The organism is Streptomyces sp. NPDC002623, assembly GCF_053592635.1.
In genome coordinates this window covers 145,193-161,413 of sequence record NZ_JBSFWB010000020.1, presented here as the reverse complement: position 1 = coordinate 161,413, position 16,221 = coordinate 145,193, and the positions used below count along the sequence as shown (strand labels likewise).

The following is a 16,221-nucleotide window of genomic DNA, read 5'->3' as shown; positions in this document are numbered from 1 at the left end:
CGGCCGGCTGTCCTACGCCTTGGCGTACTCCTTCGCCATGCCGCCGGCGAAGTCGTACACCACGCACTGTTCGTCGCCCACGACCCAGGCGTCATGTCCGGGCGAGACCACGAAGACGTCGCCGGGGCCCAGCTCGGACTCGCCGCCGTCGTCCATCTTGACGTGCATCCGTCCCTGGAGGACATAGCCGTTGTGGTGGACCTCGCAGCTCTTGGTGCCCGCTATCGGCGCCACCGACTCCGACCAGCGCCAGCCGGGCTCGAACGTCGCCACGGCGAAGTCGAGTCCGCTCATGTGGACGGCTTCGAGATGCCCTCGGGGAAAGTCCCGCCGCTCGTCCGGCTTGTCGAGCGTCTTCACTTCCAGCATGACGCTCCTCCCTTCCGGCCGCACTTCACCGCGGCCGGGGCCGGTCCCCCCGGCGGCCCGGTACCTCACCGGCTGGGGGCCGCACCCCGCACCTCCATCGTCCGCCCGGCCGGCGGGGGCCGCCAATCGGGGCCCGGCCGCTCAGACGGCGTCGGCGTCGCCGCACAGCTCGGCGAAGCGGGCGGTGTCGATGTTGCCGCCCGAGACGATCACACCGACCCGCCGGGGCAGAGCGCCGATCCGCCCGGTCAGCAGCGCGGCGAGCGGGGTGGCCCCGCTCGGCTCCACGACGATCTTCAGGCGTTCGAAGGCGAACCGCATGGCCGCGCGGATCTCTTCGTCGGAGACCAGGACGATCTCGTCCACGAGTCGCCGGTTCACCGAGAAGGTCAGCTCGCCCGGTGTGTGCAGGGCCTGGCCGTCGGCGATGGTGTGCGGCACCGGGATCTCGACCCGACGGCCCGCCTCCAGCGACCGCTTGGTGTCGTCCCCGGCCTCCGGTTCCACGCCGACGACCCGGATGTCCGGTCGCAGCCCCTTCACGGCGGTGGCGCTGCCGGCGATCAGCCCGCCGCCCCCGACCGGCGCCAGCAGGGCGTCCAACTCCCCGGCCTCCTCCAGGAGTTCGAGCGCGGCGGTGCCCTGCCCGGCCATGACGTGCGGGTGCTCGTAGGGCGGGATCAGGGTCAGTCCCCGCTCGGCCGCCAGGGCCTCGGCGATCGCCACCCGGTCGCCGGTGTAGCGGTCGTACGTCACGATCTCGGCGCCGTAGCCCTCCGTCGCCGCGCGCTTGGAGCGGGGCGCGTCCTCGGGCATGACGATCACGGCGGTGGTCCCGAGTTCCCGCGCGGCCAGCGCGACGGCCTGGGCGTGGTTGCCGGAGGAGTAGGCGGCAATGCCCCGGGCGAGCTGTCCGGGGGTCAGCCGGGAGGCCGCGTTGTAGGCGCCGCGGAACTTGAAGGCGCCGACGCGCTGGAAGTTCTCGCACTTCAGCAGGATCTCGGCGCCGACGATCCGGTCGAGGGTGCGGGAGCGGAGCACGGGCGTGCGGTGTGCGACGCCCTTGAGCCGGGCGGCCGCGTCGCGTACGTCGTCCAGGGTGATCGGCAGCGCGGGTGTGGTCGTCACGGGTGGGCCCCCTGGTGGGTGTCGTCGGTGCCGTTCGCCGCCGCCTCGTGGGTGGCTCTGGCCTGGGAGAGGTAGCTGTAGGCGGAGGCGCGGGAGATGCCGAGCCGGGCGGCGACCTGCTCGATGGCGCGGCGCACGGCGAACACACCGCGTTCGTCCAGGCTCCGGAAGAGCGCCAGACGCCGTGCCCGGTCGAGTCCCGCCCAGGTCTGGTCCTGGCGCAGCAGATGGGTGTCGAGCAGGGTGTCGACGACGGAGTCGATGTCGTCGCCGAAGGTGGTCACCGGTGCGTCGGCCCGCGCTCCCGCCGTCCCCGCGAGCGCGGCCAGCAGTCCCTGCACCCGGTCCACCTCGCCCACGTCCACGTTGACGCACAGTGCGCCGAACACGGTGTCCGTGGAGTCGCGCAGCAGCATCGTGGACGACTTCACCAGCTTTCCGGCGCCGGTGCGGACGACGTAGTTCAGCTCGTCGACGGCGGCTTCGCCGCGGGCGAGGGCCCGCATGCCGATCTCGCTCATCGCCCCGCCGACCGTCCGCCCGGTCACCGCCCCGGCGACGGCGACGACGGATCCCTCCGGCCGCCGGTAGTCGTGCAGCACCACCTCGCACACCGGCCCGAAGGTCGCGGCGATGCCGTCGACGACGGGGGTGAGCGCACGCAGGATCGCGTCCCGCTCGGATTCCTGGGATTCCATGCCGTCATTAGACCATACGTCCAGAGCCTGGACCAGGCGTCCAGATCGCGGCGGCGCGTTGACGCCTTCGGGGGAACCGTCGATCACGGGGGTGGTGTCGTCAATTGCCGTTTCCCTAGGATGTGTTGCGGCCGCGCCGGTCCGGGGCACGGCAGGGAACTGGGGGAAGAGATGCAGCCTGGCAAGCCGCTGTCCACGTCGATCGACGCCGCGGTCCCGACAGCCGCACGCATGTACGACCACTACCTCGGCGGCAGGGACAACTACGCGGCCGACCGCGCCGCCTGCGAGGAACTCGACAAGGTCGTCCCCAGCACCCGCGTCCTCGCGCTGAACAACCGGCGCTTCCTGCAGCGGGTCGTGAAGACCCTCGCCCAGGAGCACGGGATCCGGCAGTTCCTCGACCACGGCTCCGGCCTGCCCACCCAGGACAACGTGCACCAGGTCGCCCAGCGCATCGACCCGAGCACGCACGTCGTCTACGTCGACAACGACCCGATGGTGCTGGTGCACGGCCGGGCGCTGCTGGAGCAGGACGAGCGGACCACCGTCATCCACGCCGACATGCGCGAGACGGAGGTCATCTTCGAGCACGAGGACACCAAGCGCCTCATCGACTTCTCGCAGCCGGTGGCCGTGCTGTTCAACTCGGTCTTCCACTGCATCCCCGACAGCGACACCGACGGCCCGCAGGCCGTGGTCCGCCGGGTGTCCGAACGCCTGGCCCCCGGCAGCTGTCTGGTGATGTGTCAGCTGGTCAGCGAGGACCCCGCGGTCCGGGAGTTCGTCACCGACTTCATGGACAAGGCCACCCAGGGCCACTGGGGCCGGGTCCGCCGGGAGAAGGACGTCACCGCGCTGTTCGAGGGCACGGAGATCCTCGACCCGGGTCTGGTGGAGGTCTCCACCTGGCGCCCCGACACCGAGGTGGCGCCCCGCCAACTCACCCAGGAGTGGATCGAGTTCGGCGGCGTGGCTCGGCTGGGTTAGACACCGGCCGGACGGACGTCAGGCGTAGCGCTGCCGGGCGACCGTCTCCAACAGGGCGACGGACTCACGTGGGTTGAGGGCCTCGTCGGCGAGCCGGTCCAGCGCTACCCGGTACTCCTCCGTCTCGTCCCGGTCCTCCAGGAAGGTGGCGCTCCTGATCTGCTCCAGATAGACGACGTCGGGCAGATCGGAGCCGCCGAAGCGCAGATAGGTGACCGGTATGGCCGGCGCCGAGGCGTGCGTGACGTCCAACGGCACCACCTGGACGGTGACATGGGGCAGCGCGGCCAGCTCCACAAGGTGGGAGAGCTGGTCGCGCATCACCTCGCGGCTGCCCAGCACTCGCAGCAGCACCGACTCGTCGAGGATCGCCCACACCCGCGGGGCGTCCGGTCGGCGCAGCAACTCGGTGCGCCTGGTGCGCAGTTCGACCCGGCGCTCGACCTCCCGCGGCGTCGCCGTCGGCAGCCCGCGCTCCACGACGGCGCGCGCGTACGCGGCGGTCTGCAACAGGCCCGGCACATACTGGATCTCGAAGGTACGGATCGCGGTGGCCGCCTCCTGGAGGCCGACCAGCCGATCGAACCACTCGGGCATCAGCCGTTTGTCGTAGCGCTGCCACCAGCCCGGCTCACCCGCCTGCCGCAGCAACCGCAGCAGCACGGACGCCTCGTGCTCGTCGGTCTCGTACAGCGACAGCAGCGCACGGACGTCCGCCTCGACGGGTGGCCTGCGCCCCTTGCCCGCCTCGATGCGCGACAGCTTCGCCGCGCTGAACCCGATGGCACGCGCCGCCTGGTCCTGGGAGAGGCCGAAGTCCTCCCGGATACCCGCCAGCTGAACTCCGACCAGCATTTTCAGCAAGGTCGGGGCGGGCTCGGCGCGGTTCAGATACGGTTCGAGACGGGAGACGCGAGGCGACTCGAGAGACATCCTGACTCCCCGTGGACCGGCAGACGACAGACGGCAGTATCGCATCCGAAGCCCTCCGGCCGCACGCGGCAAGGCGATCGAGCTCCCGCCGGACGCCCGTCGGATCCCTCTCGGGTCTTCACGCGCCCACTTCACGACCCTCACGCGACCTTCACACGAGGTGGTCGAAATCCCCGTCCTTCGCCCCGGCCACGAACGCGGCCAGCTCGGCCGGCGTGTACACCAGGGCCGGCCCGTCGGGGTCACGGGAGTTGCGCATCGCGACGCCTCCCCCGTCCAGGGCCGCGACCTCCACGCAGTTGCCCTCGGCGTTGCTGTGACTGCTCTTGATCCAGCGGACGCCCAGTGAGCTCGCCCGCACTCCGTTCGGCACTGAAGGCACCGCACCCTCCTTGCTCGTACGCGCAATTTCCCGTGAAATTGCACGGGGACACCGTCAGCGTGGATAATATCCATGCCGTCAACCGCACTTCCGGCGCCCCGTCCTGACGTCGTCTCAGGGAGCTGCCCCGTGTCATCACCTGCGCAGATCCGGAGCCACCAGTCCGCTTCGGTGCACGACTCGCCCAGAACGGCCGCCCTGCACCTCACGGGCAGCCGGGAGGGATTCGCCCAGGCACGGGACTTCACCCACCGCACGCTCGACTGCTGGTCCCTGGGCCACTGCGGCGACGACGCGGTCGTCGTCGTCACGGAACTGGCCGCCAACGCGGTCCTGCACGGACTCCCGCATCCGTGGGCGGACGAGTTCCACGCCCGGCTCAGGCTCACCCTGCGCCGCTCGCACCTCGTGTGCGCCGTCACCGACCCCAGCGACAGCCTGCCCGTCTACCCGCACAGCGCGGACGCCCTGCTGGAACACGGCCGCGGACTTCAGATCGTCGAGGCCCTCTCGGAGCACTGGGGCTGGACCCGCCGCTCCCCCGTGGGCAAGACCGTCTGGGCCATGCTGCCGACCCACCACCGACCCTGATCCCCCACACCTGATATCTGAGATGACTGCCACGAAGAGAACCGCACCGTTAGCAGCCCTGGGACACGTGCCGTGGCCCGAGATCAAGGACTCCACCGGATCCGCCGCGGCCATCCCGTTCCTGCTCACCACGGTCGCCCGCGGCGACGCCGACAGCGCCGGCTCGGCGCTCGGCCAACTGCGCCGACGCATCTGTCAGTTCGGCTTCATCGTCGACGAGGCGACGGCGGCGACGGTGCCCTTCCTCTGGGAACTCGTACGCCGCCCCGAGGTCACCTGTCGCCCGCAGATCCTGCAGCTGCTCAAGAGCATCGCCGACACCCGGCAGTGGGAGACCACCGCCGTCGCCTACCCCAAGCTGCTGCACCATCCCGACAACTACGTGGCCTGGGAACGGGCCGCCCGCGACGCCGTCCACGCCCAGCGCGACGTGCTGCCCCAGCTGCTGACCGAGCGCGACACCGAGATCGTCCGGGCCACGACGGAACTCGTGGCGACACTCACCGACTGAAGCGCACTCCCGCACCGGAGCGCTAGGTTGACCGCATGAGCAACCTTGACCGCGCCCCCGTGCCCAGTGTGTGCGGCGGCCGTGGATTCGTCGTCGCCGAACCCGTCCGCGAGCTGCTGAGCCCCCGGCATGTGAAGCTCGGCGAGTCGACCGAGGTACGCCGACTGCTGCCGAACCTCGGCCGGCGGATGATCGGCGCCTGGGCCTTCGTCGACCACTACGGCCCCGACGACATCGCCGACGAACCCGGAATGCAGGTCCCGCCGCATCCGCACATGGGTCTGCAGACCGTCAGCTGGCTGCACGAGGGCGAGGTGCTGCACCGCGACTCGACCGGCAGCCTGCAGACCATCCGGCCCAGGGAACTGGGGCTGATGACCTCGGGGCGGGCGATCAGCCACTCCGAGGAGAGCCCCAAGGCGCACGCCCGGTATCTGCACGGGGCCCAGCTCTGGGTCGCGCTGCCGGACGCCCACCGGCACACCGACCCGCGTTTCGAGCACCACGCCGAACTGCCCACGGTCACGGCCCCCGGCCTCACGGCCACGGTGATCCTCGGCGACCTCGACGGCTCCACCTCGCCCGGCACGGCGTACACCCCCATCGTGGGCGCCGACCTCACGCTCGCCCGCGGCGCGGACGTACGGCTGCCGCTGCTGCCCGACTTCGAGTACGGCGTGCTGTCGATGTCCGGCGAGGTGGAGGTGGACGGCGTCCCCGTCCTCCCCGGCTCGATGCTCTACCTCGGCTGCGGCCGCACCGAACTGCCTCTGCGGGCCGAGTCCGACGCGAGCCTGATGCTGCTCGGCGGCGAGCCGTTCGACGAGGAGCTGATCATGTTCTGGAACTTCGTCGGCCGGTCTCAGGACGAGATCGTGCAGGCCCGCGAGGACTGGACGAAGGGCGACCGTTTCGGCGAGGTACAGGGCTACGACGGCGACCCGCTACCCGCACCGGAACTGCCACCGGTGCCGCTGAAACCACGGGGAAGGGTGCGCTGACCTGGGAGAAGTCGGACCACGGACTCCCGGAGGCTGCCGCCCAGGCACCTCCGGGGTAGTCCGCGTTTCCAAGGTGTGGGCATCTGTGGGCAGCCTGGCTGAACGAATGCTGACCCGATGCCGACGATCCTGACGGATCGTCACATCATTGTTCAGCGAGGCAGCGGCTTGTTCGGCCCGACGATGCCGGCCGAGTCGACCAGCACGTCCACGTGCCCGATCGCGTCGGCAACCTGCCGGGGCTTTCCCATAGTGCAGACCGACAGCTTCGTGCGACGCGGAATCCGTGTCCCGCGTCGCACGAAGCATGTGAGTCTCAGACCTCGACGGAGTCCAGTGGGATGGACGTGAACATCTCCGGCTCCTCGTCGGGCGTCAGCGCCGTGGGGCCGTAGACCCAGTCCATGAAGGCATAGTCGTAGGTGTCTCGGGAGCGCATCACCGCATTGCGCTGCTCCCGTCGGACCCCGACGTGGTGCCACAGCGCGCCCCACGACCGTGCGGTGAGCACCACCCGGCGGCAGTGTTCGGGGCGTACGGCCTCATAGGCGGCGAGTGCCGCGTCCCAGTCGACGCCGGATGCGCCGTCGGACCGCTTCGCGACCTGCGCACCGACGTGCTGGGCCAGCACCCAGCCGTCCTCGATGGCCATGACGGCACCCTGGGCCATGTACTGCAGTGGCGGGTGGGCCGCGTCACCGAGCAGGGCGATGCGTCCGGTGACCCACTTCATGAGCGGCTCACGGTCGAACATCCGCCACCAGCGGTCGCGCCACATCAACGGCAGGCCCTTCCGGACCTGGTCGCACGTTCCCTCGAAGGCCCGGTCGAGTTCGTCCGGGGTGCCCCAGTCCTCCTCGCCGGCCAGGGCCTTCGGCGACTGGAACACCGCCACCTGGTTGAACATCCGGCCGCCACGCAGCGGGTACTGGACGAAGTGGCAGTGCGGTCCAACGTACAGAACGACGTCCTTCTCGTGCACCTCGTTGGCGCGCACCTGCTCGAAGGGGACCGCGCCGCGGTAGGCGACATATGCCGAGTTGACGGGCTCGTCGTCGACGAGCAGCGTGCGCGCGATGGAGTGGAGCCCGTCAGCGGCGAGGACGACCTCGGCCTCGTCTCTGTTGCCGTCGGCGAAGGTGACGCGCGCGCCGCCCTCGATGTTCTCGTACCTCACACAGCGGGTGCCGGTCACCAGTTCCACGCCCGCCCGCTCGCAGCCGCGCAGGAGGACGCCGTGCAGGTCACTACGGTGGATGACCAAGTACGGGAAACCGTAACGGCGTTCCACGTCCTTGAGGTCCACCCGGGTCAGCTCGGCCGCGCCGAGCGCGTCCTTCATGATCATGTGCTCGGGCAGCACGCCGAGTTGGACCGCCTCGTCCAGGAGCCCGTAGTCGTGCAGGATCCGGGTGCAGTTCGGGGCGAGCTGCAGGCCTGCGCCGACCTCGCCGAACTCGGGGGCCTGCTCATACAGGCGGACCCGCAGGCCATGGAGGGTGAGGGCCAGCGCGGCCGAGAGTCCGCCGATCCCGCCACCGATGACGAGGACGTCGGGGCGGTGGGAGTCTGTGCTGTTCATGTCTCTCTCCCGCGTGGTCACAGCCACGGAGTCAGGGGTTCGGCCGGGGAGCCGTTCCCGGTCGTCACACCGGTGTACGGGCGGCCCGCCAGGTAGGCGGTGATGTCGGCGTCGCCGCCCTGGACGGTGGGGACGTTGTCGCTGCCGCGCTTGCCGACGATGTCGTGGCGGAGTTCGGCGCAGAACTCCTCGGGCAGGTCGGCGAATCGGATGCCGGTGCCGAGGTCGACGGCATGCACCATGACCTCCCTCGTGCGCATCCACGGGACCTCACTCGCCGGCACGGTCCGCCCCTGGGCGGTCAGTACCTCCCCCCGCCACTGCTCCTCGGTCAGTTCGGCCATCGCATAGGCCAGCAGCTGCGCCGACTCCTCGAACCAGGCGGTGAGCCATGCGACGGGCAGCCGAGCGCCCGACTCGATGTCCGCCAGGCGCTGCTCCGGCGAGCCGTACATCGGAGTGGGCTCACCGGTGCGGGCCCAGTGCATGAGGTTCCTGAGGGCCCGGGCGTTGGCGGCCACGTGGGCCACGACGTGCTTGCGGGTCCAGCCGGGGAGCAGCGAGGGCGCACCGTACGAATCGTTGTCGAGGTCGGCGACGGCCTTGCGGCACAGTTCGGTGCCCTCGGCCACCCAGGCCAGTGTCGTCGGCAGAGTTCTCATCACGCCCCCTCGGAGACGACGCGGTTCTCGAGACGGCCCAGGCCCTCGATCTCGGTGACGATGGTGTCGCCCTCCTGAAGGAACACCTGCGGCTTGCGGGCGTGTCCGACGCCGCCGGGGGTGCCCGTGGCGATGACGTCCCCGGGGTTGAGCCGGATCATCGTCGAGACGTAGCGGACCAGGTGAACCGGGTCGAAGAGCAGGTCACCGGTGTTGTCCTGCTGCATGACCTGCCCGTTGACCTCGCAGCGGATGTCGAGCGCGGGGCGCGGGCCGCCGACCTCGTCGGTGGTGACGAGGAACGGGCCGAGCGGGGTGGTGGAGTCCCAGTTCTTGCCCTGCAGCCACTCGCGCGTGCGGAACTGCCAGTCGCGGCAGGTGACGTCGTTCAGGATGCCGAAGCCCGCGATGGCCGCCTCGGCCTCGGCCTCGCTCGCGCGCCGGACCTGGCGGCCGACGACCACGGCGAGTTCGGCCTCCCAGTCGAACTGCTCGGTCTCGACCGGGCGTCGGACGTCGTCGAGGGCGCCGACGAGGGTGTCGGCGAACTTGCAGAAGAGGGTGGGGTATTCGGGCAGGTCCCGGCCCATCTCCTTGATGTGCTTCTGGTAGTTCAGGCCGACGCAGACCACCTTGGTGGGGCGGGGGACGAGCGGGGCGAACTCGGCGTCGGTGCCCGCGTATCGCCGGCCGTCGGCCGCCGACGCCGCTTCGAGACCGCCGGGGGCTGCCAGTACGGCGCCGACGTCGGGCAGGCCGAGGTCGACGAGGGTGTCGCCGTCGACGCGGACGGCGGCGGTGCGGTCACCGAGACGGATGGTGGCGAGCTTCACGCGAGGTTCTCCTCGATACGGGTGCGGAACAGGTTGAGCTTGGTGAAGAGGGGGGCGTCGCTGAACTGGAACAGGTCCAGCGCGCCGGAGTCGGAGTCGGACGGGGACGCCTCGGACCGGATCGACAGCGGCTGCCAGGACGGGACGACGAAAAGGTCGCCGCGCTGGACCGACCAGGAGAAGTCGCCCACGGTCACCCGGCCGGTGCCGTCGAAGACCTGGTAGACCGAAGAACCCGTCTCGCGGCGCGGAGCGATCTCGGCGCCGCGGACCAGACGGTGGAACTGGGCACGGATGGTCGGCAGCACGTCGCCGGCGGTGGTGGGGTTGATGTAGCGCACCAGCGCGTGGCCGGGCCCGACGGTGCCGGGGTGGCCCGCGCGTTCCAGTTCCAGCTGTTCGGTCAGAGCAGCGTCGGTGTCCACCCAGCGGTAGCACAGCAGGGCGGTGCCCTCTCTGCGCCCGAGCTGCGAGACCGGCGCCAGCCCCGGGTGGCCCCACAGCCGCTCCGAGCGCGATCGGTCGGGCGTCGCGTGCTCCTCCTCGGACAGTTCGTCCCGGCCGAAGTCGAAGAACTGCGCCTCGACGTCGTACTGGAAGGGGATGTCGAGGCCGTCGATCCAGGCCATGGGTTCGTCGGCCGAGTGGTGATGGGCGTGCCAGTTCATACCGGCCTGCGGCAGGAAGTCACCACGGCGCATCGGCACAGGATCGCGTTCCACGACGGTCCACACGCCCCCGCCCTCGACGACGAACCGGAAAGCGTTCTGGGTGTGCCGGTGCTCGGGCGCGTTCTCGCCGGGCATCAGGTACTGAATGGCCGCCCAGAGGGTCGGCGTCGCGTAGGGCCTGCCGCCCAGACTCGGGTTGGCCAGGGCTATGGCCCGCCGTTCGCCGCCGCGGCCGACCGGCACCAGGTCGCCGGAACGACCGGCCAGGTCGAGCAGTGTCTTCCACTCCCACCGGTGCGGCTGCGCCTTCGACCTGGGGTGCTCTGGCATCAGATCGCCGATCCGGGTCCACAGCGGAACAAGGAGGGCCTTCTCGAAGCCCCGGTAGAGCTCTACGAGTTCGGGAGTGACGGGCGGCTGGTCCGGCCGGTCCTCTGCGATGAGCGAGAGGGGGGAGACGGCGCTGTCTTGGTCGGTCATGACCACACCGTGCTCCGCAGACCCTCGGCTGGAACAGTAGATTCTGTCTTGCGGAACAAACGGTGAGAGGCGGTCGTCGTGGCCAAGTCAATGAAGAGCCCGCCGGCGTACGGCGTGACGAGTGTGGACCACGCGCTGCAGCTGGCGGTGATTCTGCAGGTGGAGGGCCCCATCACAGTCTCCGAAGCCGCCCGGCGGCTCGGCGTGGCCCGTTCCAGTGCCCATCGTCTGCTGTCCACACTGGTGTACCGCGACTTCGCGGTACAGAACGACGACCGCAGCTACCGGGCCGGACCGGTTCTGGAGATCGCCGCCAAGGCCCAGTCGAACGTAGGAGCTCTCCGGACCGCCGCCCTCGGCCCGCTGCGCACCCTCGTCGACACCCTCGACGAGACCGCGAACCTCGCCATCCGCACCGGCCGCACCGCGAGGTTCATCGCCTCGGTCGAGTGCACACAGGCCCTCCGGGTCGGAAACCGCGAGGGTATGGTCTTCCCCGCACACCAGGTGAGCGGGGGTCTGGTCATGCTCGCCGCTCTGGCCGACGACGAACTGACCGCGCTCTACGCACCCGCCCCCGGGTCCGAGGAGCGCCCGGATCCGGCGGAGCTGCGCGGCGAGCTCAGAGCCGTCCGGAGCAGTGGCGTCGCCGTCAACCTCGAACGTTCCGAGCGAGGGCTCGTCGCCATCGGGCGCGGAGTCATCGATGCGAGCGGTGCCACGATCGCCGCCGTGTCGGTGTCCATGCCGAGCGTGCGGTACTCCCCCGACCGCGTGAAGGAGATCGTGTCGGCTCTGACCGTGGCGGCGGACAGGATCTCTGCCGAGATGCATGGGGGAGGGCGGTAGAGCACACCGGTCAGAAAACCTCGGACGAAGTCGGCCGACTGCAAGGAACAGGGCCGCGTCGTCGGCTACGGCTCGGGCAGCGGGGACCGTGCAGCCAGGTCGAGGGCCTGTGGGCGCAGGTGGAGGGGTACGCCGTCGGCGATCTCCGTGACGCCGAGCGCGCCGAGACTCCAGCCGTCCTGGACCGGCTGGAGCGCACACCTGCTGCCCTGCACCGGCGAGGCCGAACCGGTCCTCGCGAGGACACGCACGGCGCCTGACCGGCCGGTGGCCCCGCGGCGTCACGACGACGGCTCGCCGTTCGGCTCCTTCAGCGTGAAGCGGGCACGCCGGACGCCGCCCCCGCCACCCAGGCAGCTACCTGCGCCCGGGAGGAGAACTCCAGCTTCGCCAGGATCCGTTCGATATGTCCGTCCACCGTGCGGGTGGACACCACAAGCCGCTCGGCGATCTGGCGATTGCTGAGGCCCTCGGCGACGAAGCGGGCGACCTGTTGTTGTCGTGGGGTCAACACCTCGACCGTCGTCGCGGGTTCGGGTGTGGCCACCGGTTCGGGGCCGTTCAGCGCGTAGGAGATGGCCTGCCGTCGGTCCATACGACCGCCCTCGTCAAGCCTGGCCCGCAAGGCCTCGGCGCCACCCAGTCTGCGGTGCAGTTCCTCCTCGCACTGGGTGTGGTAGCCCGCCAGGTGCGGTCCGAAGGCAGTGAGTGACGTGCCGATCACACCCCAGATCGACTGGATCGCACCGAGCAGACGAGCCGCGTGGTCGTACTCCGCGTTCGTCGTGGCGACCCACGCGAGGAGTTCGATCATGACCGCGGCACCGACATGGTCGTTGAAGCCACGCTGGATCTGCAGACCCGCGCGGGCCGCCGACTTCGCCTGGTCGGGGTCGCCGTTCAGCCAGGCGTACAGGCCCAGCGCGTACAGTGCGCGCGCCCTGGCCCAATGCTCGCCATTGCGCTCACTCACCGCGATCACCTGCCGGGCAGCCTGCTCGGCCTGGTCGTCCTGGAGCAGAGCCCGGGCGATGGCGGTCTGGAAACCGTTGAAGAGGACGCCCTCGAGATCTCCCTGCTCCGCGAGCCGCGCGGAGGCCGCATCGAAGTGGCCGAGGGCAGCACGGAGGTCCCCGCGGAAGAAGGCGACGGTACCGCGGAGCGAGCGCGTCATACAGAGCGAGACCTGATCGCCGAACTCTCCGGCCAACTCGTCGCATTCCGCCAGTCGCACCTCGGCGGCGGAGTCGTCGCCCTGGAGCAGTGAGACCCATGCCGCCACCCAGAGTGCGGTGGCCCGCTCGGGCAGTCGTGGTGCGTCGAGCGCGAGAGCCAGGTCGAGCCAGCGCCGCCCCTCGCTCAGCGCTCCGTCGGCACACCAGTGATGGCGCAGCGCGGACACCATGGACAGGGCGCGCTGGGTCCGACGCGTGCTGATGCACCTTTCCAGGGCCGATTCCACGTTGCCGCGGTCGGCGCGTAGCCTGGCCAGTCCGGCTTCCTGGCCCGGCCCGCTCCAATTCGCCGCCACCTGTACGGCCAGTGCTCCGTAGTATTCCTGGTGCCGGTCTCGCACAGTTTCCACGTTCTCATGCGTCTTCAGGCGCTCTCCGGCGTATTCCTGGAGGGTCATCAGCATACGGAAGCGCAACAGCCCACTTCCCTCGACGGCCTGGATGATCGACTGGGCAACCAAATGATCCGTGAGGTCGAGAATCCGCTCGCGGGGCAGACCGTCGCCGGCGCATATGTGTTCAGCGGCCTGCAGGTCGAATCCACCGGAGAATACCGAGAGGCGAGTCCACAGCAATTGTTCCTCGGGTGTGCACAGGTCGTAACTCCAGTCGATCAGCGCGCGGAGTGTGCGCTGACGGGGAAGTGCGGAACGGCTCCCGCTGGTGAGCAGCCCGAAGCGGTCTGCCAGCCGTTCGACCAATGCGTCGAGGTGCAGCGATCGCAGCCGTGAGGCGGCCAGCTCGATCGCCAGGGGGATGCCCTCCAGTTGGGCGCAGAGCCGGGCCACTGCCGGGCCGTTGATGTCGTCCACCACGAACCCGGGGGTGATCGCCCTTGCGCGGTCCACGAGGAGTCGCACCGACTCGTACCGGGACAGCACCTCCACGGAGGACTCGGTGTCGGGGTCCGGGACCGGCAACGGCAGAACCTGATAGACGTTCTCCCCGCCGATGATGTCCAGGACTTGTCTGCTGGTCGCGAGGATCCGGACGTGTGGACAGCCCCGCAGCAGCCGGTCGACGAGCACGGCGCAGGCCTGGACGAGATGCTCGCAGTTGTCGAAGAGCAGCAGCGTCTGCCGGCGGCCCAGGTACTCGATCAGCCGGTCCGCCGCCGGCCGGTTCGAGGAATTCGCCACCCCGAGAGCGGTCGCCACGGCGTGCTCGACGAGTTCGGGCTCACGGACGGCCGCCAGGTCGATCAGCCAGACCCCGTCGGGGAACGCCGAACGGGCCGCGATTCCCGTCTCGACCGCCAGCCGGCTCTTCCCGACGCCACCCGGTCCGGTCAGCGTCACCAGGCGGGCCGATCCCAGCAGCCCGCGAACCTCCGCCAGTTCACTGCGGCGTCCCACAAAACTCGTGACGGCGTTGGGAAGGTTTCCCGAACCACCCTCAGCTATCTCATCCACCATGAATTCCAGCTTCTCTTTGAGAGCCCGACCGTCACCCGAATTCGGCGGATCGACCCAGCCGAATTCCACGCGGCTCTGACGCACTCCGGGTCCTGACACCCGGATTTCCTCCATCGATACCGTGCCGAGTAAATGGGTGAGATGTGAGGCCGAACTGACCCAATGCCGCATGATGCGGATTTGTGTCCCGAACATTAAGACGCTAACAGGTGGTTTTCTGTCCACGCAACCATCGGGAGCGTACATACCGCGCGGGTCGGCCGGAGCCAGTACGAGCCCCCACCCGCGTCGAGGGCCCGGTCATGGGGGGTAGACCTGCGGGACCTCGCGAAGGGGTGGTTCTACCCGTATCCCCGGAACCTCGCCGGGGCTGAGATTGGCCCTCGGTTCGAAGTGAGGAGGACCCAACGTGACGACGATGCACGTGGGAGCCCGGCCCGCGGTTGCCCCAGGCAGGCTGTTCATCGGCGGTCGATGGGAGCCGGCAGAGGCAGAGGCCGTCCGGGAACTGGTCGATCCTGCGACCGGGCAGAGGGCGACGATCGTCGCCGAAGCCGGTGCCGGCGACGCCGGACGTGCGGCCGCTGTGGCGCTCAAGGCCTTCGAAGAAGGTCCCTGGCCGCGGATGAGCCCGCGCGAGCGAGGGCGCATCCTGATGCGCGCCGCCGAGTTGCTGCGGCAGCACGCCGAGGAGTTCGCCCTCCTGGAGAGTTTCAACGTCGGAAAGCCCATCACGCTCGCCCGGCGGGTCGACATCCCGATGGCGATCGAGACATTCGAGTACTACGGCAATCTCGCAGCAGGCATCGAAGGCGCGGTCCGCTCGCCTGCCGCCCCCGCTCTGGCGTACACCCGGCGGGAGCCGATCGGTGTGGTCGCGGCGATCACCCCGTTCAACTTCCCGCTCGTACTGTCCAGCAAGAAGATCGCCGCGGCCCTTGCCGCGGGAAACACCGTCGTACACAAGCCGGCCGCGGAGACCCCGCTCACCGCTCTCCGGCTCGCGGAAGTGCTCCAGGAAGCCGGTCTGCCGGACGGCGCCTACAACGTGGTCACCGGGGATGCGGAAGCCGGACAGGCGCTGGTGTGCGATCCGAGGATCGCCAAGGTGGCGTTCACCGGGTCGACCGTCGTCGGGAAGAGAATCGTGGTCCAGGGGGCCGAGACCCTCACCCGGGCAACCCTGGAACTGGGCGGGAAGAGCGCGAACCTCGTCTTCGCCGACGCCGATCTGGATACCGCCGTGCCCACGGCGGTCAAGGCGTTCACCTTCAACACGGGACAGTTCTGCATGGCGGGCAGCCGGCTTCTCGTCGAGCGGCCCGTCTACGAGGAAGTACTCGAGCGGCTGGGCGCAGCCTGTGCGCGGATCAAGGTCGGCGACCCGCTGAGTGAGGAGACCATGGTCGGGCCCCTGGCGGGCCCCGCTCACCAGGCAAAGGTCGTCTCGTTCCTCGAACGGGCCCGGCGCGAGGGGGTCGGTGTCACCAGCGCCGAGTGCCCGGACGGGCCGGGCTTCTACGTCGCCCCGACGGTCCTCACCGGCGTCGACCAGCAATCGGCCTTTGTCCAGGAAGAGATCTTCGGGCCGGTCCTGACCGTCCAGCCCTTCGACACCGAGGACGAGGCCGTGCGGATGGCCAACGGAACTCCCTACGGCCTCGCCGCCGGCCTGCAGACCCGTGACGTCTCCCGTGCGCATCGCGTCGCAGCGCGCCTCGACGCGGGAACGGTGTGGGTCAACACGTGGGCTGCCATGGACATCTCCATGCCGATAGGCGGCTACAAGCAGTCCGGCTACGGGCGGGAAAACGGCCCCGAGGGCCTGGACGAATACCTGCAGACCAAGTCGGTCATCGTGGCCCTGTAGGCATCGACCGAAAAAGGGAAA

Annotated in this window: 17 protein-coding genes; 6 read left to right on the top strand and 11 right to left on the bottom strand. The window is 69.8% G+C overall.

What is annotated here, in order from left to right:
• Positions 1-12 precede the first annotated feature (12 nt).
• From ACWD4O_RS31735 to ACWD4O_RS31725, 3 genes are all read right to left on the bottom strand, one after another.
• Positions 13-369, bottom strand: a complete 357-nt coding sequence (locus ACWD4O_RS31735; RefSeq protein WP_351918497.1) for a cupin domain-containing protein — start codon at positions 367-369, stop codon at positions 13-15.
• Between the two features lie 141 nt (positions 370-510).
• A complete protein-coding gene (locus ACWD4O_RS31730; protein ID WP_451285134.1) occupies positions 511-1,497 on the bottom strand; it encodes a threo-3-hydroxy-L-aspartate ammonia-lyase in 987 nt (328 codons plus the stop codon).
• Positions 1,494-2,195, bottom strand: coding sequence for a helix-turn-helix transcriptional regulator (locus ACWD4O_RS31725; protein WP_451285133.1), 702 nt, complete (start codon positions 2,193-2,195; stop codon positions 1,494-1,496). The genes ACWD4O_RS31730 and ACWD4O_RS31725 overlap by 4 nt, the downstream gene beginning before the upstream one ends.
• A gap of 171 nt (positions 2,196-2,366) precedes the next feature.
• On the opposite strand from ACWD4O_RS31725, the gene ACWD4O_RS31720 reads away from it, so the two are divergent.
• The gene (locus ACWD4O_RS31720) at positions 2,367-3,185 is read left to right on the top strand and encodes an SAM-dependent methyltransferase (RefSeq protein ID WP_451285131.1); all 819 of its coding nucleotides are present in this window, start codon (positions 2,367-2,369) and stop codon (positions 3,183-3,185) included.
• Between the two features lie 18 nt (positions 3,186-3,203).
• On the opposite strand, the gene ACWD4O_RS31715 is transcribed toward ACWD4O_RS31720, so the two are convergent.
• Together ACWD4O_RS31715 and ACWD4O_RS31710 are read right to left on the bottom strand one after the other, a co-directional pair.
• Positions 3,204-4,118 (bottom strand): helix-turn-helix domain-containing protein, encoded by a 915-nt coding sequence (locus tag ACWD4O_RS31715; protein ID WP_451285129.1) that lies wholly within the window; start codon positions 4,116-4,118, stop codon positions 3,204-3,206.
• Positions 4,119-4,269: 151 nt separating this feature from the next.
• Positions 4,270-4,500, bottom strand: a complete 231-nt coding sequence (locus ACWD4O_RS31710) for a DUF397 domain-containing protein (protein WP_451285127.1) — start codon at positions 4,498-4,500, stop codon at positions 4,270-4,272.
• Positions 4,501-4,629: 129 nt separating this feature from the next.
• Here ACWD4O_RS31710 and ACWD4O_RS31705 point away from each other — a divergent pair, with 129 nt between their 5' ends.
• The 3 genes from ACWD4O_RS31705 (at position 4,630) to ACWD4O_RS31695 (ending at position 6,603) form a co-directional block, all read left to right on the top strand.
• The gene (locus ACWD4O_RS31705) at positions 4,630-5,091 is read left to right on the top strand and encodes an ATP-binding protein (protein ID WP_451285125.1); all 462 of its coding nucleotides are present in this window, start codon (positions 4,630-4,632) and stop codon (positions 5,089-5,091) included.
• A 67-nt stretch (positions 5,092-5,158) separates the two neighbouring features.
• Positions 5,159-5,602 carry a hypothetical protein gene (locus tag ACWD4O_RS31700; RefSeq protein ID WP_450944803.1) on the top strand — a complete coding sequence of 148 codons (444 nt, stop codon included), beginning with the start codon at positions 5,159-5,161 and terminating at the stop codon, positions 5,600-5,602.
• A gap of 35 nt (positions 5,603-5,637) precedes the next feature.
• The gene (locus ACWD4O_RS31695; RefSeq protein WP_451285122.1) at positions 5,638-6,603 is read left to right on the top strand and encodes a pirin family protein; all 966 of its coding nucleotides are present in this window, start codon (positions 5,638-5,640) and stop codon (positions 6,601-6,603) included.
• 316 nt (positions 6,604-6,919) lie between these two features.
• Here ACWD4O_RS31695 and ACWD4O_RS31690 read toward each other — a convergent pair whose 3' ends face one another.
• The 4 genes from ACWD4O_RS31690 to ACWD4O_RS31675 are packed head-to-tail and all read right to left on the bottom strand — an operon-like array spanning position 6,920 to position 10,831.
• Positions 6,920-8,185 (bottom strand): FAD-dependent oxidoreductase, encoded by a 1,266-nt coding sequence (locus tag ACWD4O_RS31690; protein ID WP_451285120.1) that lies wholly within the window; start codon positions 8,183-8,185, stop codon positions 6,920-6,922.
• Positions 8,186-8,202: 17 nt separating this feature from the next.
• A complete protein-coding gene (locus tag ACWD4O_RS31685) occupies positions 8,203-8,847 on the bottom strand; it encodes a maleylpyruvate isomerase family mycothiol-dependent enzyme (protein ID WP_451285118.1) in 645 nt (214 codons plus the stop codon).
• Positions 8,847-9,680, bottom strand: a complete 834-nt coding sequence (locus ACWD4O_RS31680; protein ID WP_451285116.1) for a fumarylacetoacetate hydrolase family protein — start codon at positions 9,678-9,680, stop codon at positions 8,847-8,849. Before ACWD4O_RS31680 ends, ACWD4O_RS31685 begins: the two co-directional genes overlap by 1 nt.
• Positions 9,677-10,831 carry a cupin domain-containing protein gene (locus ACWD4O_RS31675; RefSeq protein ID WP_451285114.1) on the bottom strand — a complete coding sequence of 385 codons (1,155 nt, stop codon included), beginning with the start codon at positions 10,829-10,831 and terminating at the stop codon, positions 9,677-9,679. The genes ACWD4O_RS31680 and ACWD4O_RS31675 overlap by 4 nt, the downstream gene beginning before the upstream one ends.
• A 78-nt stretch (positions 10,832-10,909) precedes the next feature.
• Here ACWD4O_RS31675 and ACWD4O_RS31670 point away from each other — a divergent pair, with 78 nt between their 5' ends.
• Positions 10,910-11,680, top strand: a complete 771-nt coding sequence (locus ACWD4O_RS31670) for an IclR family transcriptional regulator (protein ID WP_451285112.1) — start codon at positions 10,910-10,912, stop codon at positions 11,678-11,680.
• A gap of 65 nt (positions 11,681-11,745) precedes the next feature.
• Here ACWD4O_RS31670 and ACWD4O_RS31665 read toward each other — a convergent pair whose 3' ends face one another.
• Together ACWD4O_RS31665 and ACWD4O_RS31660 are read right to left on the bottom strand one after the other, a co-directional pair.
• Entirely contained in the window at positions 11,746-11,931 is a 186-nt protein-coding gene (locus tag ACWD4O_RS31665) for a hypothetical protein (protein WP_451285110.1), read from the bottom strand.
• 59 nt (positions 11,932-11,990) lie between these two features.
• Positions 11,991-14,414, bottom strand: a complete 2,424-nt coding sequence (locus tag ACWD4O_RS31660; RefSeq protein WP_451285108.1) for an ATP-binding protein — start codon at positions 14,412-14,414, stop codon at positions 11,991-11,993.
• Positions 14,415-14,748: 334 nt separating this feature from the next.
• Between ACWD4O_RS31660 and ACWD4O_RS31655 the strand changes: the two genes are divergently transcribed.
• Positions 14,749-16,200: an aldehyde dehydrogenase family protein gene (locus ACWD4O_RS31655; RefSeq protein ID WP_451285186.1), complete on the top strand. Its 1,452-nt coding sequence runs from the start codon at positions 14,749-14,751 to the stop codon at positions 16,198-16,200.
• Positions 16,201-16,221: the final 21 nt, after the last annotated feature.